Source organism: Streptomyces sp. NPDC057743 (assembly GCF_042798755.1).
Classification (GTDB): Bacteria; Actinomycetota; Actinomycetes; order Streptomycetales; family Streptomycetaceae; genus Streptomyces.
Genome location: NZ_JBHVJX010000040.1, coordinates 14733 through 38773 on the forward strand (window position 1 = coordinate 14733; position 24041 = coordinate 38773).

A 24041-nucleotide genomic window follows, 5' to 3' on the forward strand; every position below is an offset into this window, starting at 1 on the left:
GGGAGCGCGGGAGAGCGGGCCTTATGCCGCGCGCAGGTTGCGCGACTCGACCTGCTTGATCTTCTCCACCTTGGGGGCCGAACGGCCGCCGGCGAAGTCGGAGTCCAACCAATGGCGCAGGCACACCAGCGCCGCCTCCACGCCCATGGTGCGGCTGCCGAAGCAGGCGATCTGGGCGTCGTTGGACTTCCGGGCCCGTTCGGCGCTGTAGCTGTCCGGGATCTGTGCGGCCCGGACACCGGGGACCTTGTTGGCGGCGATCGCCATGCCGATGCCGGTGCCGCAGATCAGCACCGCGCGCTCGTGCTCGCCGCGGGCCACGCTGCGCGCGACCCGCTCGGCGACGTCGGGGTAGTCCTCGTCGGCGGTGGCGCTCAGGTCGGTGACCGGATAGCCGTGCTCGGTGAGGTAGGCGGCGATCGCGTCCTTCATGGCGGTGGCGGCGTCGTCGGCGCCGATCGCGATCGGAGGGGTGCGGGTCACGGTGGGCTCCTCGGGGCTGGGTGGGGCGGTCAGCTGCTGGAGATCTCTTCGAGGACCCTGCGCAGGCCCTCGGGGTCGTGGGCGAGCCGGCCCAGGAAGAGCCCGTCGACGGCACCGGCCAGCTCGCCGTGGGTGCCGGGGCCCGCGGTCCCGCCGTAGATCAGCCGGCCGCGCACGTCGTGGTCGCGCAGCGCGCCGCGGATCGCCGCGGCGACCGAGCGGACGTGCTCGGCGGGCGCCGGCTCGCGGGCGCCGATCGCCCACACCGGCTCGTAGGCGACGATCACCTCGCTGCCCGGTGCGGCGCCGGCCAGCGCGGCCCGCACCTGGGTCAGGGTCTCCTCGGCGGCCACGGCCGGGTCCGCCGCGCGCTGCTCGCCGGCGCAGATCACCGGGATGAGGCCGGCCGCGGTGGCGGCCCGGGTCTTGGCGGCCACCGTCTCGTCGGTCTCGCCGAAGTGCCGGCGGCGCTCGGCGTGGCCGACCTCGACGTAGCAGGCGCCGGTCTCGGCGAGCATCCCGGCCGAGACCTCGCCGGTCCAGGCGCCGTGCTCGGCCCAGTGCACGTCCTGCGCGCCGTAGCCGATGCCGGTGCCGGACAGCAGCTCCCGGGCGTCCGCCAGGGCCGGGAAGGACGGCAGGACGAAGAGGTCGACGGGGCGGGGGAGGCGGGCCAACACGGGGGCGAGGGCAGCAACTTCGCCGAGCCAGGCCCGGGTCTGCGCCAGCCCGAAGTACAGCTTCAGCGAGACGCCCACCACTGGGCGGGGCGCGGCGCCGGCGTCCGCCACGTTGTGGCGAAGCACGGCCTCAGGAATCACGTCGCTCATGATGTTTCCAACAGAACCACATGTGAAGTTCTCAAATCAAGACGTGAACTTCACGAGATGTCTGTGATTTTTGCGGCGCTCGTGGCCGGTCCGCGCCACCCTCGCCGGCGCCGCCCGGCCGAGACTCACCCGCCCCCTGATCGCCGGCGCACGCCCCCGATAAAGTCGGCTCACCACAGCAGACCAGGGCAGACCGGCACAGACGCCACCACTGCCGCACGTTCCGGGGGCGCCGCCCCGGGGGGAGGACGAACCGCCAAATGAGCCGCCGTTCCCAGGGATTACTCGGCATCTGGGCCGAGGCACAGCGCCAGCAGCAACGCCGGACGGAGGCCGAACACCGCGCCCGCGTGCAGCAGCAACGGGAACAGGAACGGCAGGCCCGCGCCGCCGAGCGCGCCATGGCCCGGATGCACCGCGAGCGGCAGACCGCCTACCGCCGGCAGCGCGAGGCCGACGCCCGCCGCCGCACCGAGGAACTCGACGCCCGCGTCACCGCCCTCACCGACCTGCTCGCCGACGGCTGCCGGGCCCCCGCCTTCACCGCCGACGCCCTGCTCCGCCCCGAGCGCGTCGAACCCTTCGCCCCCGGCGCCCTCGCCACCCCGGTGACCATGCCCGACCCGGCCCGCTACCAGGCGCCCACCGGCGGGCTGCGCTCCGGCGTCCGCCGCGACCGCGACCGGCAGGAGGCCCGCGCCCGCTTCGAACAGGACTGGTACGCCGCGCAGTCCGCTGAGGCCCACCGCCAGTCCCAACTGGCCGCCTACCGCCAGCAGTACGACCAGTGGGCGGCCGGCGCCCTCGACGCGATACGCCGGCACAACGCCGGGGTCCGGGAGCTGCTCGACGGCCTGCGCGCCGGCGACGCCGACGCCGTCGTCGAGTACTTCTCCGCCGCCCTCTACTCCGGCACCTCCTGGCCCGAGGGCTTCCCCCGCCAACTCAGCGCCGGCTACGACACCGCCGCCCGCCAACTGGTCCTCGACTGGGAACTGCCCGGCTACGACGTCGTCCCCGCCGTCAAGTCCGTCCGCTACCTGCCCACCCCCGACGAGGAGCGGGAGACCGCCCGCCCGGCCGCCCAACGCCGGGCCCTCTACCGCGAGGTCATCGCCCAGAGCATGCTGCTGGTCCTGCACGACCTGTTCGCCGCGGACACCTTCGGCGCCCTGGACTCGGTGGCGCTCAACGGCTTCGTCGACGACGTCGACCCGGTCACCGGACGCCCCGCCACCCTCTTCCTCGCCACCGTCCTGGCCCCCCGCAGCGCCCTCGACTCCTACCACCTGGCCCAGGTCAGCGCCCCGGACTGCCTCACCGAAGGGCTCCGCGGCCAGCTCTCCGCCCGTCCCGACCAGTGCACCCAGGTGCGCCCCGGGCGGCGGCCGGCCGACATCGCCGGCGGCGCCGTGGTCTCGCACGGCACCGACGGCGAGGCCGATCTGCACGCGATGGACCCGCTCGCCTTCGAGCAGTTGGTCGCCGAGCTGTTCCGCGCGATGGGCATGCAGGCCGTCACCACCCAGCGCTCCGGCGACGGCGGGATCGACGTGGACGCCCTGGACCCGGACCCGATCCGCGGCGGCAAGATCGTCGTCCAGGTCAAGCGCTACCGCAACACCGTCCCGCCCACTGCCGTCCGCGACCTCTACGGGACCGTCCAGTCCGAGGGCGCCAACAAGGGCGTCCTGGTGACCACCTCCCAATTCGGGCCCGGCGCCCACCGCTTCGCCCAGGGGAAGCCGCTCACCCTGATCGCCGGCCCCGAACTCGTCGATCTGCTAGGCCGGTACGGGCTGCGCGGCCGCCTCGGACCCGACGACGCGAGCCCCGGCGCCCCGGAGCCCGCCGACGCGGCGCCCGAGCACGTCACCCTCGCCATGAACTGGTCCGGCGCGGCCGACCTCGACGTCTGCGCCCTGGTCTGCAAGGGCGCCGCGGTGCTCGACGACGACCACTTCGTCTTCTTCAACAACCCGTCCACACCGGACGGTTCGGTGCGGATGCTGGCCGGGGTGACCCAGGACCGCGCCGCGCTGCGGGTGCGCTTCGACGCGCTGCCGCCCGGCGCCGACCGGCTGGTGCTGGTCGCCGCGGTCGACCAGGAGACCGACCCGGGCGGCGACCTCGACGGCTTCACCGACGCCCGGATCCGGCTGCTGGACACCGCCGGCACCGAGCTGGACCGGCTCCCGGTCTCCGACGGGCGGCCCGGCGAACGGGCCCTGGTACTCGGCTCGTTCCGCCGCCGCCCCGGCGACGACTGGGAGTTCGTCCTCGGTGGCAAGGGCTACCCCGGTGGACTGGCCGCCCTGGTGGGCGACTTCGGTATCGAGGTGAGCTGAGGCATCGAGGTGAGCTGAGACCGGCCGCCACCCGCGGCGTCAGCTCTGCCACAGCCGGGCGAGGACCTCGTTGACCACCTCGGGCCGGTCCTGGTGCGGGGCGTGGTCGGTGTCCGGCACCCGCACGTGCCGGGCACCGATCATCTCCGCGAGGTACTCCCTGCACGCGGCCAGCGCATCGCCGACGAACGCGCGGTATTCCGGGTTGGCACTCTCCCACGTCCCGTTGATCACCGTCTTGGGCAACTGCGCCCGGATCAGCGGCGCCAGCGGGATCTGCGCGTCCCAGACGGGCCGCTCCCGCATCGCCGTCCGGACCGCCCGCAGCATCCGGGGCGTGACCTCCGGCAGGCGCATCCCGTACGCCTCGGTGGACTGCCGCAGATAGTCCTCCGGGCTCACCTCCCCGAGCTCCCCCGCGTTCGCGAACGCCGCCCGCAGCCGCTCCAACGCCGCCCGTACGACGGGGTGCGCGGCGGCGGTACGCAGCGGCGACGGCTCGATCAGGGTGAGCGAGTGGACGGCCTCCGGCCGCGCCGAGGCGGCCAGCATCGCGGCCGCCGCGCCGTACGAGTGCCCCACCAGGTGGGCGCCCGCTCCGAGCAGCCGGCCGAGGTCCTCGGCGTCCACCTCGTAGTCGCTCCGCTCGACGTCCGGACTGTCGCCGAAGCCGCGCCGGTCCACCAGCTCCAGCCGGAACATCCCGGCCAACGGCCGCTGCCCGGCGAAGCACTCGGTTCCCCAACTCATCGTGCCGTGCACCAGCAGCGCCCGCGGCGCCCCGGGCAGCCCCTCGTCCCACACCGTCACATGCAGCGGTTCCTCGTCCATACCGGGCACCCTAGGTGCGGGCCGGCGCAATGGGGCGCCAACAGGCCGAGGGGCGGCGCGTGTTGTCCGAAGGGGTGTCGTAACCGGCGTACGGGACAGTCGAGTTAGTGGGTCGTGTCGTGTCGTGTCGAGTCGTGTCGTGTTGTGGGGGAGGGGTGTGCTGCGTGCGTGTGCCGGGTGGGTGCCGGCCCCGATGCCGGGCCGGCGAGCGGGCGGTCGGGCGGCGCGAGAAGGCGTCACCGGGGCGCCGCGCGCACTCACGGACGGTGAGCGCTCCTCGTGTCCGGCCTGGTTGCCCGACCTGGTTCGCGGACTGGCTTCTGGGCGCGCCCGCCGGGTCGCGGGACGAGCGGACCGCGATCCTCCGGTACGGTCCGCCCTCGGGGTGTGAAACCCTGGTGAAGGAGTAGAGCCCCCGCCGACCATCAGAGCGGCAGCCCAGGAAAGGACCGGAGGGCAGTGAGCGAGAGTGCGGCCGTCCGGCCCCGTAACCCGCGCGGACAGGGTGAGCGCCTGCGCGAGGAACTGCTGCGGGCGACCGAGCGCCTCCTGGAGGAGGTCGGCAGCGAGGACGCGCTGTCGCTGCGCGCGGTGGCCCGCGAGGCCGGCGTGGCAGCGCCGAGCATCTACCGGCACTTCGCCGACAAGACCGAACTGGTCTGGGCCACCCTGGAGATCAGCTACGAGCGCCTCGCGCACGCCATGACCGACGCCGCCGCGCAGGCCGACGACGGCGACCCGGTGGCCCGGCTGCGCGCCCAGCTCCGCGCCTACTGCCGCTACGCCATAGAGCACCCGGCCAACTACCGGCTGCTCTACGAGACCCGGCAGACCCCGGTCGACCCCGAGCGGCTCGCCGGCCACCCGGCCGGACTCCTGGTGCGCAGCTGGCACCACGCGCTGACCGCCTGTGAGGAGGCCGGCTGGCGGGTGCGCGGCTCGCGCGCCGAGGCGCCGTACCTGCTGTGGTCGGCGGTGCACGGCCGGGTGATGATCTGGCAGGTCATGCCGAGCCGCAAGGACACCAGCCGGCTGGACGGGTTCGTGGAGGAACTCATCGAGCTGCTGCTGGAGCGCTGAGCCGCACTTCGCGGCCGGCCGCCTGCCTCTCCCGCCCTTCTCTCCTCCGCCCTCCCTTTCGCCCCGTGGCGCCGCAAGGCCCCGGCCGTTCTTCGGCCGGGGCCTTTGCGCTGTGCGGCTGCCCGCCGTGCGCTGCTTGCTGCCCGCGCCGCTGGGTGCTGCCGGGTGCTGTCGGGTGTTCCCTTCCTCACGTTTCGACGGAAACCCCGAGGCGTTTACCCGATCATTACGTGTGTAAGTTTACAGTCGTTAGGCGAAGGATCGACTCATGGCGCACACCCCGCGCTGTGCGCACGAGGAGCGAGATGACCGAGATGATCGACACCACAGTTCCCGCGGCCCCGGCGCCGTTGCCCGTCCAGCCCCCGAGCGGCTGCCCCTTCGACCCCCCGGCCGAGTTCGGCGCCCTGCGCGCCGAGGAGCCGATCTCCAAGATCTCGCTCCCCGACGGCAGTTGGTCCTGGCTGGCCACCCGCTACGCCGACATCCGCGCGATCCTCGGCGACACCCGCTTCAGCTCCGACACCACCCTGCATGGCTACCCACTCAGCGGCATGACCGGCGGCGGCAGCACCAAGAACCGCGGCTTCATCCGCATGGATCCGCCGGAGCACACCCGGCTCCGGCGGATGGTCACCCGCGAGTTCATGGTCAAGCGCGTCGAGGCGCTGCGGCCGGAGATCCAGCGCCTCACCGACGAGCTGTGCGACGCGCTGGAGCGCCGAGCCGGTGAGCCGGTGGACCTGATCGAGACGCTCGCGCTCCCCGTCCCCTCGCTCGTCATCAGCCTGCTGCTGGGCGTCCCCTACGACGACCACGACATCTTCCAGCGGCTCACCGGCAAGCTGCTCTCCCGCACCATCGCCGAGGACGAGCGCGAGGCCGCCCGGGTCGAACTCCGCGACTACCTCGACCAGTTGGTCACCGCCAAGGAGAAGGAGCCGGGCGACGACATCCTCGGCCGGCTGATCGTCGAGCAGCAGCAGACCGGCGAGATCACCCACGACCAGGTCGCCGCGTTCGCCTCCCTGCTCCTGGTCGCCGGCCACGAGACCACCGCCAACATGATCGGCCTCAGCGCCCTGACGCTGATGCGCTCCCCGGAGACCGCCGAGCGGCTCCGCAAGGACCCGGGTCTGATCCGCGGCGCCGTCGAGGAGCTGCTGCGCTTCCACAGCATCATCCGCAACGGCCCGCGCCGGGTCGCCACCGCCGACATCGAGGTCGGCGGCCAGCTCATCCGGGCCGGCGAGGGCGTCGTGGTGGCCGTCTCGTCCGGCAACCGCGATGCGACGGTCTTCGAAGACCCCGACCGCGTCGACATCACCCGGCCCAACGCCCAGCACCACGTCGCCTTCGGTTACGGCATCCACCAGTGCCTGGGCCAGGCCCTGGCGCGCGTCGAGCTCCAGGTCGTCATAGCCACCCTGCTCCGGCGCTTCCCCACCATGCGGCCCGCCGTGCCCCTGGACGAGATCCCGTTCCGTACCGACATGGCCATCTACGGCTGCCACTCCCTGCCCGTCACCTGGTGACCGGCCGGTCGCACCGATCGCACCGACCGTCCCACCACTCGTCAACGACCCCACGGAGCCACCCCATGAAGATCACCATCGATGCCGAGAAGTGCTGCGCCGCCGGCCAGTGCGTGCTGGTCGCCCCCGAGGTCTTCGATCAGCGCGACGAGGACGGCGTGGTCGTCCTGCTGGACGCCGAGCCGCCGGCCGAGCAGCATGACGCGGTCCGCGAGGCGGCCGCCATCTGCCCCGCCGCCGTGATCGAGGTCCAGGAATGACAGCCCGCCCGATCGCGGTGGTCGGCGCCTCCGCGGCCGGGATCACCGCCGCCGAGGCCCTGCGCCGGGCCGGTTGGGACGGCCCGCTGACCCTGATCGGCGACGAGCCCCACCTCCCGTACGACCGGCCGCCGCTGTCCAAGCAGCTGCTGCACGGCGCCTGGGAGCCGGAGCGCCTGCTGCTGCGCAGCAAGGAACAGATCGACCCGCTCAGCCTGGACCTGCGGCTCGGCACCCGGGCCACCGGCCTCGACGTCGCCACCCGCACCCTCACCCTCGACGACGGCGAGCGCCTGACCTGCGCCGGCGTGATCATCGCCACCGGCGTGGCGGCCCGCACGCTGCCCGCCGCCGACGGCCTCGCCGGGGTCTTCACCCTGCGCACCCTGGACGACGCGCTGGCGCTGCGCGACCGGCTGTCCGGCGGCGTCCGCCGCCTGGTCGTGGTCGGCAACGGCGTCCTGGGCTGCGAGGCCGCCGCGGTCGCCCGGGAGTTGGGGCACGAGGTCACCCTGATCGGCCGTCAGCCGGTGCCGATGGTCGCCGCGGTCGGTGCGGGGATCGGCGAGCTGCTCGCGGAGGAGCACGCGGCCCGCGGCGTCCGGCTGTTGACCGGTGAGGTCGCCGAGTTCGAGGCCGCGAGCGACCCCGCGCCCGGAGCGCCGGCGCAGGTCGGCGGCGTCCGGCTGGCCGATGGCAGCCGGCTCCCGGCCGATCTGGTGCTGCTCGCCATCGGTTCCGAGCCCGCCGTGAGCTGGCTTACCGACCCGGCGCTGGACACCACCGACGGCCTGGGGTGCGACGCCTACTGCGCCGCCGCCCCCGGCATCTACGCCGCCGGCGACGTGGCCCGCTGGGAGCACCCGCTGCACGGCCGCCCGCTCCGCTTCGAGCACCGGATGAACGCCACCGAGCAGGCCATGGCCGCCGCCCGCAACCTCGTCGCCGAGCTGACCGCCGAGCGCGCCGCCGAGGCCGACGACCCCGCCGAGGGTGACGGCCCCAGTGCGGGTGACGGCCCCGGCGAGGCCGACGGCACCGCTGCGGGGGCAAAGCGGCCCGAGCGCCGCCCGTTCGCCCCCGTGCCGTACTTCTGGTCCGACCAGTACGGCCTCAAGCTCCAGGCGTACGGCCTGACCGCCGGTGCCGACCAGGTCGAGACCACCGTCCTGGACCACGACGCCCGGCGCGCCGTCGCGCTCTTCGGCCGGGACGGCCGGGCCGTCGGCGTGCTGGCCTGCGCCCTGCCGCCGCGCCAGATACGGGCCCTGCGCGCCGCGGTTGCCACCCCCCTCCCCTGGGAGGAGGCGCGCGACCGGGTCCGGGAGGGCACCACCGCCGGCTGACGGCCCGGCAGTTGCTCAGCAGCAGTCGCTGGCCGGCACCCGTTGCCCGAGCGGCTGCTGCGCGAGCCGCTGCTGCCCACCGGCGGCGGCTCACCGGCCCCCCGGGGCCGGACGGCACACTCCCGTCGATCGTTCGGCGGCCACCGTGGACGTCCGGCGCCCACCGGCCGGCCGTCCGGCACCCACGAGGCGACCGTCCGACGCCCACCGGGCGGCCGCCGGGTGGGCACCGACGAAGATCGAGCGCGCGCCCTCAGACCAGACCCAACCCACCAGACCCACCAAGCCCACCAGACCCGAGCACCTCGCACCCGCGCACCCCGCACCGTGTCCGATCATGGAGGGATGACCGACTCGTATGTGCGGGTGCGCGGCGCCCGTGAGCACAATCTCCGCGGCATCGACGTGGACATCCCGAGGGACGCGCTGGTCGCGTTCACCGGGGTGTCCGGATCGGGCAAGTCCTCGCTCGCCTTCGGCACCCTCTACGCCGAGGCGCAGCGCCGCTACTTCGAGTCGGTCGCCCCCTATGCCCGGCGGCTGATCCACCAGGTCGGCGCGCCCAAGGTCGAGGAGATCAGCGGACTGCCGCCGGCCGTCGCGCTGGAGCAGCGCCGTTCCGCGCCCACCTCCCGCTCCTCGGTCGGCACCGTCACCACCCTCTCCAACACCCTGCGGATGCTCTACTCCCGCGCCGGCGACTATCCGCGGGGCAGCACCGAACGGCTCGACTCCGACGCCTTCTCGCCCAACACCGCCGCCGGCGCCTGCCCGGAGTGCCACGGGCTCGGCACCGTCCACCGCGTCACCGAGGACTCCCTCGTCCCCGACCCGTCGCTCTCCGTCCGCGACGGCGCCGTCGCCGCCTGGCCCGGCGCCTGGCAGGGCAAGAACCTCCGCGACATCCTCGCCACCCTCGGCCACGACGTCGACCGCCCCTGGCGCGAGCTCCCGGCCGCCGACCGCGAGTGGATCCTGTTCACCGACGAACAACCCGTCGTCGCCGTCCACCCGGTCCGCGAGGCAGGCCGCATCCAACGCCCCTACAAGGGCCAGTACATGAGCGCCCGGCGCTACGTCCTGCACACCTTCGCCGACTCCAAGAGCGAGGCCCTGCGCAAGCGCGTCCGCCAGTTCATGACCGCCGAGCCCTGCCCGGTGTGCGACGGCCGCCGGCTGCGTCCGGAGGCGCTGGCGGTCACCTTCGAGGGCCGGGACATCACCACTCTCGCCGGCCTGCCACTGGCCACCCTCGCCGAGCTCCTGCGCCCCACCGCGGATCGCCCCGGCGACGACCCCGCCCCCACGCTCGCCCGCGACCTCCTGGCCCGCATCGAGGTCCTTACCGAACTCGGCCTGGGCTACCTCAGCATGGACCGCCCCGCGCCCACCCTCTCCGCCGGCGAGCTCCAACGCCTGCGCCTGGCCACCCAGTTGCGCTCCGGCCTCTTCGGCGTGGTCTACGTCCTGGACGAACCCTCCGCCGGCCTGCACCCCGCCGACACCGAGGCGCTGCTCACCGTGCTCGGCCGCCTCAAGGAGGCCGGCAACACCCTCTTCGTCGTCGAGCACGACATGGACGTGGTCCGGCGCGCCGACTGGCTGGTGGACATCGGCCCGCGCGCCGGCGAACACGGCGGCCGGGTCCTGCACAGCGGCCCGGTCGCCGCCCTCGCCGACGCCGAGCACTCCGCCACCCGCCGCTTCCTCTTCGCCGCCGAACCGCCCCCCGCCCGCACCCCGCGCACCCCCACCGGCACCCTCGCCCTGCGCGGCGTCACCCTCCACAACCTCCGCGATCTGGACGCCGCCTTCCCGCTCGGCGTCTTCACCGCCGTCACCGGCGTCTCCGGATCCGGCAAGTCCACCCTGGTCACCCGGGTCCTCGCGGAGGCGGTCCAGGACCGCCTGGGCACCGCGGACGCCCGCCCGGACGCCGACGATCAGGACGGCACCGGCGCCGCCGCCCCCGCCGCCCGCGCCCAACTCACCGGCGCCACGGGCCTGGACGCCATCGACCGACTGGTCCGCGTCGACCAGAAGCCCATCGGCCGCACCCCGCGCTCCAACCTCGCCACCTACACCGGCCTGTTCGACGCGGTCCGCAAGGTCTTCGCCGCCACCGACGAGGCCCGCGCCCGCGGCTACACCGCCGGCCGGTTCTCCTTCAACGTCCCCGCCGGCCGCTGCGAGACCTGCCAGGGCGAGGGCTTCACCGCCGTCGAACTCCTCTTCCTGCCCGGCACCTACGCCCCCTGCGCCGACTGCCGCGGCGCCCGCTACAACCCCGAGACCCTCCAGATCACCCACCGCGGCCGCACCATCGCCGACGTGCTGGCCCTCACCGTCGACGACGCCGCGGAGTTCCTCGCCGACGTCCCCGCTGCCGCCCGCAGCCTGCGCACCCTGCAGGACGTCGGCCTCGGCTACCTCCGGCTCGGCCAGCCCGCCACCGAACTCTCCGGCGGCGAGGCCCAACGCATCAAGCTCGCCACCGAACTCCAGCGCGCCCGTCGCGGCCACACCCTCTACCTCCTCGACGAACCCACCACCGGCCTGCACCCCGCCGACACCGAGGTGTTGCTGCGCCAGTTGCACGGCCTGGTCGACGCCGGCAACACCGTCGTGGTCGTGGAGCACGACATGGGCGTGGTGGCGGGCGCCGACCACGTCATCGACCTCGGCCCCGGCGGCGGCGCGGAGGGCGGTCGGATCGTCGCCGCCGGCACCCCCGCCGAGGTCGCCGCGTCCCCCGACAGTCGCACCGCCGGCTACCTCGCCCGCCACCGGGAAGGCGCGCCCCGGACCCCCCAGGACTGACGCCCGGGACGGGGCTCCAGGACCGGGACCCCGCGCCCGACCCTCGCCCCACCCCATCGGACAGGCTCCTGGGGCCCGTTCGATGGGCCAGGGCCTAGGCCGCCCCTTCGTCCGCCACCGCCCGCAGCGTCGTCAACACACAGGCCAGCGGCGGCTGTTGGGCGCTGCCCCGCCGCACCACCGCCACGAAGCGCCGCACCGGTGCGGGCTCGCCGCGCAGCGGCACCCGCACCAGGGGCGCGCCGGCCGGCACCGGCGCCAGCCGCGGCAGCAGGCAGATCCCGCAGCCGTGTGCGACCAGCGCCGCCACCGCGTGCCAGTCGACCGCGCCGTGCCGCACCCGCGGCGCGAACCCGGCCGCCGCGCACCCGGCCAGCAACAACTGGTGCTGATCGGCCGGATCGCCCGCCCGGATCCAACTCTCCCCGGCCGCCTCCGCCAACGCCACGCCCGCCGCGGCCCGTTCGGCGAACGGATGCCCGGCCGGCACCAACAGGTCCTGCGGCTCCTGGAGCAGCGGCAGCACGGTGAACCGGGCGTCGTCCGGCGACGGCACCTCGCCGCCCGGCCGCACCCGCGGGCCCGGCGCCGGGATGACCACCGCGAGATCCGCCCGCCCGGAGAGCAGCAGCTCGCACCGGTCCTCTCCCGGATCCTCGCCGATCTCCAGCTCCAGCCGCGGGAGTTCGGCGCGCAGCCGGGCCACCGCCGGCGCCAGGATTCCGGCGACCGCCGTCGCCGCCCCGGTCAGCCGCAGCCGCCCGGCCGCCCCGTCCGCGTACCCGGCGAGGTCCGCCCGGGCCTCCTCCCAGCGCGCGAACAGCGCGTCCGCGTGCCCGAGCAGCGCCCGGGCCGCCGGGGTCAGCCGCACCCGCCGCCCGTCCGGCACCAGCAGCACCACCCCCAACGCGGCCGACAACTGCCGCAGTTGCTGAGAGACGGTCGAGGGCGTCAGATGCAGCGCCTCGGCGGTGGCGGTCACGGTGCCCCGCTCGCGCAGCACCCGCAGGGTGTGCAGCCGGGGATCGATCATGCGCCGATCGTACGGCGGCGCCGCACGGTTGGGTGCACAAATCCCCGATGGACCCGAACGGTGCGCCCGCCCGATGCTGCTGACATGTCCGAGACGCTGGGGAAGTTGGGGAATCTGCTGACCGGGTCGTTCCTGCCGGGGCTGTGGGCGGGCTATGCGCTCGCGGTGCCCGTCGGCGCGCTCGCCGTGCTGCTGGTGAGCGTCACGGCGCGAACGTCCTTCCGGGTCGGCGCCGCCGGAGCGTTGGGCGTGGCGACCGCCGACGGGTGCTACGCGCTGCTCGCGGCGGTCGGCGGGGCCGCGGCCTCCCGGGCCATCGCCCCGGTGGCCGGGCAGCTGCGGGCGCTGGCCGCCGTCGTGCTGCTCGGGATGGCACTGCGGATCGCCGTCCGGGCCCGGCGCCGCGAGGGGGACGGCCCGGTGCCGGGCACGCTGCGCCGCCCCGCCCGGGCCTATCTCGCCTTCCTGGGGCTGACGTTGGTCAACCCCTGGGCGCTGCTGTATTTCACCGCGCTGGTGCTGGCCGGTGGCACCGGTCGGGCCGGTGCCGCCGGCGGCACGGCCTTCGTGGCCGCCGTGGTGACCGCCTCGGCGAGCTGGCAGCTGCTCCTCGCCGCCGGCGGGGCCGCCCTGGGGCGGGCGCTGACCGGGCCGCGGGGCCGAACCGTCACCGCCCTGGTCTCCGCCGCGGTGATCTCAGCGCTCGCCGTCGCCCTGCTGCTGCGCGGCTGAGGCGAGCGCCCCCGGCGTCCCCACCGGCGGTGGGGCGGCCCGGTCGCCGGTGCCCCAACGGGACGGCTCCCGCCCCACGGAGAAGGCCAGTTCGTGGCCGGCGCGCAGCTCCGCGGTGGTGAGATAGGTACGGTCCCGGGGCGCCCCGTCGAGCCGCACCGACTGGATGTACCGGTCGGTGGACGAGGTGCCGGGGGCCGTGAGGGTGAAGTGGCCCGAGGGGTAGTAGCGGCGGTCCAGGGTCAGGTCCACCCGGTCGAAGACCGGGGTGCTCAACCCCCAGGTGTCCGTGCCCGGTTGCACCGGGTAGACGCCGAGCGAGGAGAGCACCATCCACGCCGACATGGTGCCCAGGTCGTCGTTGCCGGTCATCCCCGAGGGGCTGTCGGTGAACAGCGTGAGCGCGGCGTGCACCACGTCCGTGGTCTTCCAGGGGCGGCCGGTGGAGAGGTAGGTGTACGGGGCGATCAGGTCCGGCTCGTTCTGCGGGTTGTACTTGTCGGAGTTGTAGTAGTCGTAGGGGCCGTTCACCCACACTGTGCGGGCCGTTCGCGCCGGGTCCGCGAGCAACTGCGGATAGGCGAAGAAGGAGTCCAGTCGCGCGGTGCCCTTCTCCTTGCCGCCGATCAGCGCCAGCATCCCGGCCAGGTCCTGCGGCACCAGCCACTGGTACTGCCAGGCCGTGCCCTCGTGGAAGCCCTCGCTCTTGGCCGGGTCGGCGGGCCCGGTGAACGCGCCGGCACCGTCCCGGGCCCGGAAGAATCCGGTCGAACGGTCAAAGACCTTGCGGTAGTTGAGGGCCCGCTGCGCAAACCGCGCGGCGTCCGCCCGATGGCCCAGGTCCCGCGCCATCTGCGCCAGCATCGCGTCCGACAGGGCGTACTCCAGCGTCGCGGACGCCCCGTGGTCGTAGTCGGAGTCACCGGGCTTGGCGTGCGGTCGCCCCTTGAGGTAGGGCGCGTAACCACGCTTCAGATAGGCCGGGTTGGCCTCCCGCCCCAGGGACGGCGACGCGGCCGGCGGCACCCCGTCGGCGTTCTTCTTCAGCGCCGCGTACGCCTCCTCCTCGTGGCCCGCCAGCAGCCCCTGCCGATGGGCGTTGGTAAGGAACGGGGTCACCGGGTCGCCGGTCATGATGTTGGTCTCGACGGTGCCGTAGCCCCACTTGGGAAGCCAGCCACCCTCCTTGCCGACCCGCAGCACCGACAGCGCCATGTCGCGCGCCTCCCGCGGCGCGAGCAGCGACAGCAACTGGGTCTGGGTGCGGTAGGTGTCCCACAGCGACCAGTTCTGGTAGTAGGTGAACCCCCGTGCGCGGTGCGGGCGTTGGTCCCAGCCGGTGTAGCGGCCGTCCACGTCGCCGCCGATGTTCGGGGCGAGGAAGGAGCGGTAGAGGGAGGAGTAGAAGGTGCGGCGCAGCGTGCGGTCGCCGCCCCGGACGCGCACCAGGCCCAGCCGCCGCTCCCAGGCCGCGTCCGCCGCCGCCCGCGTCCGCGCGAAGGAACCCCCGCCCTCCGCCCGCAGGTTGCGCGCCGCGCCCGCCGCGTCCACATAGCTCAGCGCGGTGGTCGCCTCGACGACGCGGTCCTTGCGGGTGTCGAACCGGACGTAGGCGCCGTTCCGCCCGGGTGCGGTGGAGCCCCGCGAGCCGGGCGTCACGGCGTCGCCGCGCCAGGTCCCGTACGCGGTGAACGGCCGGTTGAAACGGGTCAGGGTGTAGACCGTGTACGGCCGGGTGTCCTGGCAGAAGCCGCGGCCGGTGATCGCGGTGCGCACGGTGCGGGAGTCCAGCACCTCGACGCGGGTGGCGACCGTCTTGTGCAGTGACTGGCCGGCGTTGAGCAGGACGTTGGCCCTGTCGGTGGCCGGGAAGGTGTAGCGCTGCCGTCCGGTGCGGGCGGTCGCGGTCAGCTCGGCGGTGATCCCGCCGTACGAGGTCAGCCGCACGCGGTAGGAGCCCGGGCGGGCCGACTCGCCGTGATGGGTGTACGCGGCGGCGTACTTGGCGTAGTCGGTCTCGGTGACGTCGCCGGTGGTCGGCAGGATCGGCAGGTCGCCGCCGAGCCCACAGCCGACGCCGGAGAGGTGCACCGAGCTGAAGCCGCGGATGTGGGTGTCGTCGTAGTCGTAGCCGGTGGTGTGCCCGGTCTCGGGGGAGAGCTGCACCATGCCGAACGGCACCGCGGCCCCGGGGTAGGTGTTGCCGTCGTGCTGGCTGCCGATGAAGGGGTTGACGAGGTCGGTGAGGCGATCGCCGGACGGCTCGGGCGGCGCGGCGCCCGCGATCGGGGCGGTGAGCACGCTCCCGAGGAGCACCGCTGCCACCGCCGCGCCCGCGGCGCGCGAGTGCCCGCGTCTGGACCAGGGCATGGGAAGACCTCCCGAAGAGGGCCGACAACGTTGTCGGGGCGGGCTCATTCTTGGGCCCGCACCCCGACCCGTCAAGAGGGCCCCGGGGTGGCTGACGATGCGTCAGATATGCCCGGACTCCGTCGACTCCGGCGCCCTCGCCAGCTCCGACTTCCGGTACGAGTACGAGAAGTAGATGACCAGCCCGAGCAGGAACCAGACCACGAATCGCACCCAGGTCTGCCACTGAAGGAACGTGATCAGCCACAGCGAGAAGCACACCCCGAGCGCCGGCACCACCGGCATGCCCGGCGTGCGGAACGTCCGCGGCAGCTCCGGGCGCTTGTAGCGCAGCACGATCACCGAGATGCACACCACCACGAACGCCAACAGGATGCCGATGTTGGTCAGTTCGGCGGCTTCACCGATCGGCAGGAAGCCGGCGATCAGCGCGGAGGCGACCCCGACGATCCAGGTGACCCGGACCGGCACGTGGTGGGTGGCGCTGGTCTTGGCGAACCACTTGGGCAGCAGCCCGTCCCGGCTCATCGAGAACCACACCCGGGTCACCCCCAGCATGAAGGTGAACATCACGGTCAGGATGCCGATGATCGCGCCGACCGCGATCACGTCCGCCAGCGCGTCCAGCCCGACCGACTTGAACGCGGTCGCAAAGCCGCTCTCCGGGTCGATGTGCCGGTAGTCCTGCATGCCCGTCAACACCAGGCAGGCCAGTACGTACAGCACCATCGAGATGGCCAGCGAGTACAGGATCGCCCTGGGCATGTGGCGCTGCGCGTCCCGGGACTCCTCGGCCGCGGTGCTCATCGCGTCGTAGCCGAAGACCGCGAAGAAGACGGTGGCCGCGCCGGTGAACGCGCCGCCCACCCCGAACGGGAAGAACGGCCGGTAGTTGGCGGTGTCGATGTGGAGGAAGCCCACCGCGACCACCAGCAGCACCACCAGCACCTTCAGCCCGACCACGAGCGTCTCGAAGCGGGCGGCGTTCTTGATGCCCAGGGTCAGCAGATAGGCGATCAACAGGCAGAGCACCGAGGCGAAGAGGTCCACCCGGTGCCCGGGCCCGGTGCCGGGCGCGCCGAGCATCCAGGCCGGCAGGTGCAGCCCCAACTCGCCGAGCAGGAAGGCGAAGTAGCCGGAGATGCCGATCGCCACCACGGCGACGATCGCGGTGTACTCCAGCAGCAGGTCCCAGCCGATGAACCAGCCGGCGAGCTCGCCGAGCACCGCATAGCCGTAGGTGTAGGCCGAGCCCGCCTTCGGGATCAGCCCGGCGAACTCGGCGTAGGAGAAGGCCGCGGCGGCGCTGGCCACGCCCGCGATGAGGAAGGAGATCAGGACCGCGGGGCCGGCCTTCTCGTGTGCGACGGTGCCGGCCAGCGTGAAGATACCAGCGCCGATGATGCCGCCGACCCCGATCGCGGTGAGCTGCCACAGCCCCAGCTCGCGGGTGAGTTGTTGGGCGGCGCCGCCCTCCGGCTCCTCGATGTGCTCGATGGGCTTGCGGCGCCATACGCCCTGACCCGCTCGCAACAGGCGTGCCATGGATGATCCTCCGTACGCTCGGTGCGTTCCGTCGTGGTGCGACGGCGGATCATCATGGACTGCCGGAGGCGCCGGACGAAGGCGGCGCGGCGGCGGGGGCGCCAATCGGCCCCGGGGCTGCTAGTCGGCGTCCTCCAGGCGGAAGCCGACCTTCAGGCCGACCTGGTAGTGGTCGATCCGGCCCTCGACGATGTGGCCGCGGACCTGCGTGATCTCGAACCAGTCGAGGTTGCGCAGGGTGTCCGAGGCGCGCCTGATGCCGTTCTGGATCGCGGCGTCCACGCTGTGGTGGGACGTCCCCACGATCTCGGTCACGCGGTACGTGCGGTCGGTCACGGTGGTCTCCCTCGTCGGGGCGGCGCTCCGCCCGTCCACCCTCCACCGTGCCTCAGCCCGGCCCGGCCCACCAGCGGAGCCGGACCCGGGCCGGCGGGGGCCTACGGCACGACCGTGACCGGCCACCGCCCGGCCTTGACCAGCCGCACCGCGACCGACCCCATGATGCGGTGCCCGGCCGACTCCGAGGCGCCGACCACCACTGCGTCCGCCTTCAGCTCGTCGGCCATCTGCACCATGCCGTTGTACGGGTCGCCGCGCAGGGTGTGGAACTCCCACCGCAGGTGGTAGATCCCGTCGATCCGCTCGGTGGCCTCGCGGATCTCGGCCATCAGCTCCTCGGCGACCTCGTTGGTGGCCTCCATCACCGGCGCGCCCATCGCGGCGCCGGTCGCCAACACCGGCTGGACGTAGACCATCACCAGCTTCGACCCCTGTCGCCTGGCCAGCCCGGCCGCGTACGCCGCGGCGCGCCAGGACGAGTCGGAGCCGTCGACGCCGACGACGATGACCTTCGGGCCGTCCGTTCCGCGCTCGAACGGCGCGGTTGCGTTGTCCTCCACACCCGCGAGGTTATCCGCACGCGTGTGCTGTCGGCGTCAGGGGCTGGGGGGTTGGGCGCCGCCGGCCTCCGGCGCGGCGGGCGCGGGCGGCCAGCGGTCCGGGTCGAGCACCCCCAGCACATACGCCCTGGCGACCAGCGCGGTGCGGCCCTGGACGCGCCAGCGGCGGGCCAGCCGGGTCAGGTGGTAGTTCACCCCGTCCACGGTCAGCCCCAGGGCGCTGCCGATCGCCGCGGTGGTCGCGCCGCCCGCCGCCAGCGCCAGGATCCGGGCCTCTATGGGGCTGGTGGTGGCGCGCGGCGCGGGCGGCGGGGCGGCGGCCGCGGACCCGGTCTCCTCCCGCAACAGGGCCAGCAGCGCGGGCGGTTCGGCGGACGGGTCGCCGACCGGGTCGATCGTCAGCTCCCCGTGCCGATCCGGCTCCCCGGGCGCGGTCCGCCAGCGCACCCGCACCGGATAGCGGGATCGGCGGCCCAGCCGCAGCGCCTCCATGATCCGGACGATCTGCGCCGGGTCACGGGGCCGGAAGCGGTCCAGCAGGTTGCGGCCGCGGAGTTGGCCGGGGGCCGCGCCCCACTGCGCGGCCATCGCCGGATTGGCGATCAGCATCTCGCCGTCGGCCCGGCACACCGCGATCGGGGTGGGGACGCGGTACAGCAGCATCACGAAGTAGTCCCGGAACGGGTTGACCGCGGCCGGGGCGGGTGGGTCCGCCGCCCCGGGGCACTGCGCCCTGACGTCCCCGTCGTCCCCCGGCACACCGCCGCCCGTCGCCCTGTCCATCGCCCGGTTTCCGCCCTTCCTCCCGCACCACCGGCCGCCCTTGCCCATCCGTGCCACGGACGCAAGGGTGCCCGGCGAGGAACCACTGCACAATCATGCAGTTCGCCGGGTAAGGGACGGCCATCGGGCCGGTCACGCTGGAGTCATGACCGACACCATCGCGCCCCAGAAGGGCGACCGCGCCACCGCCGCCGCGAGTCTCCCGGTCGCCGACCTCACGACGACCGGGATCAGCAACACGCCCATCCAGCAGGCCATGGAGCTGGCCCGGGTCCACGGCCCGGCGTATCTGCGTCAGTTCGGCGCCCGCGAGACGCTGTTCCTCTCCTCCCTCGACCTGGTCACCGAGGTCTGTGACGAGACCCGCTTCGCCAAGGGCGTCTCGGTGGTCCTGGAGGACGTCCGGGAGTTCGCCGGTGACGGTCTGTTCACCGCCTACAACGAGGAGCCGAACTGGGCCCGGGCCCACGAGGTCCTGATGCCGGCCTTCGCGCTGGGTTCGATGCGGACGTACCACCCGGCGATGCTGAGGGTCGCCCGCCGGGTGACGGCGGCCTGGGACCGGCGGCTGGCCGAGGGCCGCCCGGTCGAGGTCGCCGAGGACATGACGCGGATGACGCTGGACACCATCGGACTGGCCGGATTCGGCTTCGACTTCGAGTCGTTCTCCCGGGACACCCCGCACCCCTTCGTCGAGGCGATGGTCCGCTGCCTTGAGTGGAGCATGACCAAGTTCGCCCGCACGCCCGGCGGCGACCACTCCGCCGCCGACGCCGCGTTCCGCGCGGACGCCGACTACCTCGCCTCCGTCGTCGACGAGGTGATCGCCGCCCGCACGGCCGGCGGGGAGCGCCGCGACGACGACCTGCTCGGCCTGATGCTCGCCGCCACGGAGGCCGGCGGCGCGCACCAGGGGCCGGTCCTGGACCTCGCCAACATCCGCAACCAGGTCATCACCTTCCTGATCGCCGGCCACGAAACCACCTCCGGCGCCCTCTCGTTCGCGCTGTACCACCTGCTGAAGGACCCGCTCGCGCTGCGGATGGCGCAGCGCGAGGCGGACGAGCTGTGGGGCGACGACCCCGACCCGGACCCCACCTTCGAGGACATCGGCAGGCTCCCGTTCACCCGCCAGGTGCTGAACGAGGCGCTGCGGTTGTGGCCCACCGCCGCCGCCTTCACCCGCCAGGCCCGCACCGACACCGTCCTCGGCGGCCGCTATCCGGTAGCCGCCGGCCAACTGGTCACCGTCCTCACGCCGATGCTGCACCGCGACCCGGTCTGGGGCGACAACCCCGAAGCGTTCGACCCGTTCCGCTTCACCCCACAGGCCGAGGCGGCCCGCTCCCCGCACGCCTACAAGCCGTTCGGCACCGGTGAACGCGCCTGCATCGGGCGGCAGTTCGCGCTGCACGAGGCGACCATGCTGCTGGCCCTGCTGGTGCACCGCTACCGGCTGGTCGACCACGCCGGCTACCGGCTCCGCATCAAGGAGACCCTCACCCTCAAGCCCGACGGCTTCACCCTCGCCCTGGCCCCGCGCACCCCCGCCGACCGGGCCGCGGTCCGCGCCGCGCTCGCCGTGCTGCCCGGCGGGTCCTCGGAGAGCGAGCCCGCAGCCCCCGCGGCCGACGACGGCCTGCCCACCCGCGTCCCGCAGGGCACCGGGCTGCTCCTGCTGCACGGCAGCAACTACGGCACCTGCCGGGAGTTCGCCGAGCGGCTCGCCGACGAGGCCACCGGCCTGGGCTTCGCCCCCGAGGTCGCGCCGCTGGACGCACACGCCGGCGGCCTGCCCACCGACCGCCCGGTCGTCCTCGTCGCCGCCTCCTACAACGGCCAACCGACCGACGACGCCGCCGCGTTCACCGCCTGGCTCACCGCCGCCCCCGAAGGAGCCACCGCCGGCGTGCACTTCGCCGTGCTGGGCGTCGGCGACCGCAACTGGGCCGCCACCTACCAGCAGGTCCCCACCCTCCTCGACGACCGACTGGCCGCGCTCGGCGGCGAGCGGCTGCTGCCCCGCGCCGAGGCCGACGCCTCCGGCGAACTGACCGGTGCCGTCACGCAGTTCGCCGCCGCGCTCCGCACCGAGCTGCTGATCCGCTACGGCGACCCGGCCACCGTCGGCGCCACCGACGGCGCCGGAGGCGAGGCCGCCGACCCCGGCTACGCCGTCTCCGAGCTCACCGGCGGTCCGCTCGACGCGCTCGCCGCCCGCCACGACCTCGTCCCGATGGTCGTCACCGAGGCGCACGACCTGACCGCCGAGGGCTGGCCGCGCCCCAAGCGCTTCCTGCGGCTGGCCCTCCCGGACGGCGTCACCTACCGCACCGCCGACCACCTCGCCGTGCTGCCGGCCAACACCCCCGAGGCGGTGGACCGCGCCGCCCGGGCGCTCGGCGTCGACCTCGACATCGTGCTGTCGCTCCGCCCGCCCACGGGCCGCCCGACCCGCGCCACCCTCCCCGTCGACCGCCCCCTGACGGCACGCCAACTCCTCACCCACCACGTGGAGTTGGGTGCGCGTCCAAGCCGCGAGCAGGTGGCGCTGCTCGCCGCGCACAACCCCTGCCCGCCCGAGCGGCACGCCCTGGAAAACCTGCCCGAGGACGACCCGCGCACCGTCGTCGAGCTGATCGAGGCGCACCCGGCGCTGCGCGGCGCGCTGCCCTGGCCGGCGGTCCTGGAACTGCTGCCCCCGCTGCGCCCGCGGCACTACTCGCTGTCCTCGTCGCCCGCCGCCGACCCCCGGCACGCCGAGCTGATGGTCTCGCTGCTGCCCGGCGGCACCGGCTCCACGTATCTGCACACCCTGCGCCCCGGCGACGTCCTGTTGGGCCGGGTCCAGCCGTGCCGGGAGGCGTTCCGGCTCGATCCGGCCGACGCCACCCCGGTCATCATGGTCGCCGCCGGCACCGGGCTGGCGCCGTTCCGCGGCGCCGTCGCCGACCGCGTCGCCTCCGGTCAACGGGGCCCGGCGCGGCTCTACTTCGGCTGCGACGACCCCGCCGGCGACTTCCTGCACGCCGCGGAGTTCGCCGCCGCCGAGCGGGCCGGCGCGGTCGCCGTCCACCCCGTCTTCAGCGCCCGCCCCGAGCACGGCCACCGCTTCGTCCAGCACCGGATCGCGGCCGAGGCCGAGGAGGTGTGGGAGCTGCTGCGGGCCGGGGCCCGGGTCTACGTCTGCGGCGACGGCAGCCGGATGGCCCCCGGCGTGCGGGACGCCTTCCGCGCGGTGCACCGGGCCGCCACCGGCGCCGCACCGCAGGAGTCCGAGGCGTGGCTGCGCGAACTGACCGCGGCCGGCCGCTACATCGAGGACGTCTACGCCGCCGGCTGACGCCCGGTCACACCCCGGCGGCGGGCGCGGGACCCCCCCGCACCCGCCGCCGGCTCACTTGCCCGACTTCCCGGACTTCCCCGAGCGGGGCGCCGGCGCTGACTTCCCCGACAGCTGCACCACCAGCAACACCACCCCGGTCATCAGGAAGTTGCGGACCGCGGCCTCCACCCCGTTCCACGCCTTCGACTGCCACATCGCGAACCACTCGCCGCCGATCGCCCAGAACCCGGCGCCGAAGAGCAGCAGCATCATCAGCAGCCCGGTGGTGGCCAGCCGCCGCGCCGCCGCGCCACCGGAGCCCCGGCGCAGCGCCCCCACCGCGGTCGCCGTCACCAGCACCAGCGCCGCCACCGACTCCCAGGCGATGATGCCCACGTACGCGGCGTCCTGCACCGAGTGCGAGGTGATGGCCCGCCACATCAGGTCCGGGTCCTTGAAGGTGGTGTCCATCGCCAGGACATGGCGGACATATGCCTGATTGGTCCCGAAGTCGGTGATGTTGCCGAAGGCGACCAGCGCGATGTAGAGCGCGACGATCCCCGTCAGCACCACCGCCGCCCATGACAGCCCGCCCGCCCCGCCGTTCCCCCGGTTCCGCATCCGTACACCCTTTCGTTTCGTGGTTCGCGACGCCGACCGTATCGCGTCCCATCCGGTGCCCGCTGAGCGCCTCCTGCCGCGCCGTCAACTCCCGTACGCTGCTGACTGACCAGGCAGGACACGAGGGGAAGCGGGGAACATGAACCGGAAGCGGTGTGCGGGAACGGTCGCCGTGGCGGCGGCGGCGATGATCGCGGCGCCCGGCGCGGCAGGCGCCGAGACGACCACCACGACGACCTCCACCGGCTACGGCGCCAGCACCGCCGTCGGCGTCCACAACGCCTACGAGAAGGCCAAGTACCCCTACTTCGCCGACGCGTTGGACTCCGGCGCCGCGCTCATCGAGGTGGACGTGTGGACCAACGGCCTGGGCGGCACCTGGCGCGTCTCGCACAGCAACCCGATGGGGAACAACAGCAACTGCGTGGGCGCCACCACCGCCGACGAACTGCGCACCAAGGACCGCAACCAGGACTTCGCCGGCTGCCTCGCCGACCTCCGCGCCTGGCACGACGCGCACCCCGGCCACCGCCCGATCCTCATCAAGGTCGAGATGAAGGACGGCTTCAACGCCAAGAAGGGCCGCGGCCCGGCCGAGTTCGACGCACTCGTCCGCGACAAGCTGGGGGACGCCGTCTACGGTCCCGGCGACCTCGCGGCCGGCCACGCCACCCTGGACGAGGCGGTCCGCTCCGGCGGCTGGCCGTCCCGCGCCGACCTGGCCGGCACGTTCCTCTTCGAGCTCATACCGGGCACCGTCGAGGAGCACAACCCGCTCGACCGGCTGTGGACCGACGTCGAATACGCCGGCCACCTCAAGGACCTCGCCGCACGGGGCGAGTTGACGCGGTCCACCGCGTTCCCCGCCGTGCACGGTGCCGCCCCCGGTGACCCCCGCGAGCGCTACGCCGATCCCGCCCTGCGCCCCTGGTTCGTGGTCTTCGACGGCGACGCGGCCACCTACCTGGGCGGCACCATCGACACGTCCTGGTACGACACCCGCCACTACCTGCTCATCATGACCGACGCCCACAAGGTCCCGCCGGCCCTGGATCCCACCCACCCCACCGAGGCCGACGCCCGCGCCCGGGTCGCGCAACTCGCCGCCGCACACGCCAGCTTCGCCACCGCCGACTGGTACCCGCTGCCCTCCGTCCTGCGCACCGTGCTGCCGCGCGGCGGCGCCTGACCGACCGCGGG

General features: G+C 74.0%; 19 protein-coding genes. 9 read left to right on the forward strand and 10 right to left on the reverse strand.

Translation table 11 applies throughout. The features are described from left to right. Window positions 1-21: 21 nt before the first annotated feature. Both ACFVFQ_RS32350 and ACFVFQ_RS32355 read right to left on the reverse strand, forming a co-directional pair. Window positions 22-483: an RpiB/LacA/LacB family sugar-phosphate isomerase gene (locus tag ACFVFQ_RS32350; protein WP_383422920.1), complete on the reverse strand. Its 462-nt coding sequence runs from the start codon at window positions 481-483 to the stop codon at window positions 22-24. Window positions 484-512: 29 nt separating this feature from the next. Continuing rightward, window positions 513-1313, reverse strand: coding sequence for a triose-phosphate isomerase family protein (locus tag ACFVFQ_RS32355; RefSeq protein WP_383422923.1), 801 nt, complete (start codon window positions 1311-1313; stop codon window positions 513-515). Between the two features lie 260 nt (window positions 1314-1573). On the opposite strand from ACFVFQ_RS32355, the gene ACFVFQ_RS32360 reads away from it, so the two are divergent. Beyond that, window positions 1574-3661, forward strand: coding sequence for a restriction endonuclease (locus ACFVFQ_RS32360; protein WP_383422925.1), 2088 nt, complete (start codon window positions 1574-1576; stop codon window positions 3659-3661). Between the two features lie 39 nt (window positions 3662-3700). Here the strand turns inward: ACFVFQ_RS32360 and ACFVFQ_RS32365 are convergent, their stop codons facing one another. After that, window positions 3701-4492, reverse strand: coding sequence for an alpha/beta fold hydrolase (locus ACFVFQ_RS32365; RefSeq protein ID WP_383422927.1), 792 nt, complete (start codon window positions 4490-4492; stop codon window positions 3701-3703). 459 nt (window positions 4493-4951) lie between these two features. Between ACFVFQ_RS32365 and ACFVFQ_RS32370 the strand changes: the two genes are divergently transcribed. The 5 genes from ACFVFQ_RS32370 to uvrA all read left to right on the forward strand — a co-directional run bounded on the left by ACFVFQ_RS32370 (window position 4952) and on the right by uvrA (window position 11533). Continuing rightward, entirely contained in the window at window positions 4952-5572 is a 621-nt protein-coding gene (locus ACFVFQ_RS32370; protein ID WP_383422929.1) for a TetR/AcrR family transcriptional regulator, read from the forward strand. Window positions 5573-5877: 305 nt separating this feature from the next. Further along, entirely contained in the window at window positions 5878-7107 is a 1230-nt protein-coding gene (locus ACFVFQ_RS32375; protein ID WP_383422931.1) for a cytochrome P450, read from the forward strand. A 65-nt stretch (window positions 7108-7172) separates the two neighbouring features. Further along, window positions 7173-7367 (forward strand): ferredoxin, encoded by a 195-nt coding sequence (locus tag ACFVFQ_RS32380; protein WP_274912218.1) that lies wholly within the window; start codon window positions 7173-7175, stop codon window positions 7365-7367. Further along, window positions 7364-8713 (forward strand): NAD(P)/FAD-dependent oxidoreductase, encoded by a 1350-nt coding sequence (locus tag ACFVFQ_RS32385; RefSeq protein WP_383422933.1) that lies wholly within the window; start codon window positions 7364-7366, stop codon window positions 8711-8713. The genes ACFVFQ_RS32380 and ACFVFQ_RS32385 overlap by 4 nt, the downstream gene beginning before the upstream one ends. Window positions 8714-9058: 345 nt before the next feature. Next, the gene (uvrA, locus tag ACFVFQ_RS32390; protein ID WP_383422935.1) at window positions 9059-11533 is read left to right on the forward strand and encodes an excinuclease ABC subunit UvrA; all 2475 of its coding nucleotides are present in this window, start codon (window positions 9059-9061) and stop codon (window positions 11531-11533) included. A 94-nt stretch (window positions 11534-11627) separates the two neighbouring features. Here uvrA and ACFVFQ_RS32395 read toward each other — a convergent pair whose 3' ends face one another. After that, the gene (locus tag ACFVFQ_RS32395; RefSeq protein WP_383422937.1) at window positions 11628-12566 is read right to left on the reverse strand and encodes a LysR family transcriptional regulator; all 939 of its coding nucleotides are present in this window, start codon (window positions 12564-12566) and stop codon (window positions 11628-11630) included. A gap of 84 nt (window positions 12567-12650) precedes the next feature. On the opposite strand from ACFVFQ_RS32395, the gene ACFVFQ_RS32400 reads away from it, so the two are divergent. Further along, window positions 12651-13298 (forward strand): LysE family transporter, encoded by a 648-nt coding sequence (locus ACFVFQ_RS32400; protein WP_383422939.1) that lies wholly within the window; start codon window positions 12651-12653, stop codon window positions 13296-13298. On the opposite strand, the gene ACFVFQ_RS32405 is transcribed toward ACFVFQ_RS32400, so the two are convergent. The 5 genes from ACFVFQ_RS32405 to ACFVFQ_RS32425 form a co-directional block, all read right to left on the reverse strand. Continuing rightward, entirely contained in the window at window positions 13263-15668 is a 2406-nt protein-coding gene (locus ACFVFQ_RS32405) for a GH92 family glycosyl hydrolase (RefSeq protein WP_383422941.1), read from the reverse strand. The genes ACFVFQ_RS32400 and ACFVFQ_RS32405 overlap by 36 nt on opposite strands. A 102-nt stretch (window positions 15669-15770) precedes the next feature. Further along, window positions 15771-17213: an amino acid permease gene (locus tag ACFVFQ_RS32410; RefSeq protein WP_383422944.1), complete on the reverse strand. Its 1443-nt coding sequence runs from the start codon at window positions 17211-17213 to the stop codon at window positions 15771-15773. Window positions 17214-17333: 120 nt separating this feature from the next. Next, window positions 17334-17549: a dodecin gene (locus tag ACFVFQ_RS32415; RefSeq protein ID WP_383422946.1), complete on the reverse strand. Its 216-nt coding sequence runs from the start codon at window positions 17547-17549 to the stop codon at window positions 17334-17336. Window positions 17550-17650: 101 nt separating this feature from the next. After that, a complete protein-coding gene (locus tag ACFVFQ_RS32420; RefSeq protein ID WP_383422948.1) occupies window positions 17651-18112 on the reverse strand; it encodes a universal stress protein in 462 nt (153 codons plus the stop codon). A 36-nt stretch (window positions 18113-18148) separates the two neighbouring features. Beyond that, complete coding sequence (locus ACFVFQ_RS32425) at window positions 18149-18895, reverse strand: PAS domain-containing protein (RefSeq protein WP_383422950.1); 747 nt, start codon at window positions 18893-18895, stop codon at window positions 18149-18151. 145 nt (window positions 18896-19040) lie between these two features. On the opposite strand from ACFVFQ_RS32425, the gene ACFVFQ_RS32430 reads away from it, so the two are divergent. Beyond that, window positions 19041-22238 (forward strand): cytochrome P450, encoded by a 3198-nt coding sequence (locus tag ACFVFQ_RS32430; RefSeq protein ID WP_383422952.1) that lies wholly within the window; start codon window positions 19041-19043, stop codon window positions 22236-22238. Between the two features lie 54 nt (window positions 22239-22292). Here ACFVFQ_RS32430 and ACFVFQ_RS32435 read toward each other — a convergent pair whose 3' ends face one another. Beyond that, window positions 22293-22841: a DUF2165 domain-containing protein gene (locus ACFVFQ_RS32435; RefSeq protein ID WP_383422954.1), complete on the reverse strand. Its 549-nt coding sequence runs from the start codon at window positions 22839-22841 to the stop codon at window positions 22293-22295. A 139-nt stretch (window positions 22842-22980) separates the two neighbouring features. Between ACFVFQ_RS32435 and ACFVFQ_RS32440 the strand changes: the two genes are divergently transcribed. Next, on the forward strand, window positions 22981-24030 hold the full coding sequence (locus tag ACFVFQ_RS32440; RefSeq protein WP_383422956.1) for a phosphatidylinositol-specific phospholipase C domain-containing protein: 1050 nt from the start codon (window positions 22981-22983) through the stop codon (window positions 24028-24030). Window positions 24031-24041: the final 11 nt, after the last annotated feature.

Bases quoted from the DNA above. Each gene is read 5' to 3' on its own strand.
- ACFVFQ_RS32355 (WP_383422923.1), bottom strand. From the start codon at position 1,313: ATGAGCGACGTGATTCCTGAGGCCGTGCTTCGCCACAACGTGGCGGAC.
- ACFVFQ_RS32360 (WP_383422925.1), top strand. From the start codon at position 1,574: ATGAGCCGCCGTTCCCAGGGATTACTCGGCATCTGGGCCGAGGCACAG.
- ACFVFQ_RS32365 (WP_383422927.1), bottom strand. From the start codon at position 4,492: ATGGACGAGGAACCGCTGCATGTGACGGTGTGGGACGAGGGGCTGCCC.
- ACFVFQ_RS32375 (WP_383422931.1), top strand. From the start codon at position 5,878: ATGACCGAGATGATCGACACCACAGTTCCCGCGGCCCCGGCGCCGTTG.
- ACFVFQ_RS32380 (WP_274912218.1), top strand. From the start codon at position 7,173: ATGAAGATCACCATCGATGCCGAGAAGTGCTGCGCCGCCGGCCAGTGC.
- ACFVFQ_RS32385 (WP_383422933.1), top strand. From the start codon at position 7,364: ATGACAGCCCGCCCGATCGCGGTGGTCGGCGCCTCCGCGGCCGGGATC.
- uvrA (WP_383422935.1), top strand. From the start codon at position 9,059: ATGACCGACTCGTATGTGCGGGTGCGCGGCGCCCGTGAGCACAATCTC.
- ACFVFQ_RS32395 (WP_383422937.1), bottom strand. From the start codon at position 12,566: ATGATCGATCCCCGGCTGCACACCCTGCGGGTGCTGCGCGAGCGGGGC.
- ACFVFQ_RS32400 (WP_383422939.1), top strand. From the start codon at position 12,651: ATGTCCGAGACGCTGGGGAAGTTGGGGAATCTGCTGACCGGGTCGTTC.
- ACFVFQ_RS32405 (WP_383422941.1), bottom strand. From the start codon at position 15,668: ATGCCCTGGTCCAGACGCGGGCACTCGCGCGCCGCGGGCGCGGCGGTG.
- ACFVFQ_RS32410 (WP_383422944.1), bottom strand. From the start codon at position 17,213: ATGGCACGCCTGTTGCGAGCGGGTCAGGGCGTATGGCGCCGCAAGCCC.
- ACFVFQ_RS32425 (WP_383422950.1), bottom strand. From the start codon at position 18,895: ATGGACAGGGCGACGGGCGGCGGTGTGCCGGGGGACGACGGGGACGTC.
- ACFVFQ_RS32430 (WP_383422952.1), top strand. From the start codon at position 19,041: ATGACCGACACCATCGCGCCCCAGAAGGGCGACCGCGCCACCGCCGCC.
- ACFVFQ_RS32435 (WP_383422954.1), bottom strand. From the start codon at position 22,841: ATGCGGAACCGGGGGAACGGCGGGGCGGGCGGGCTGTCATGGGCGGCG.
- ACFVFQ_RS32440 (WP_383422956.1), top strand. From the start codon at position 22,981: ATGAACCGGAAGCGGTGTGCGGGAACGGTCGCCGTGGCGGCGGCGGCG.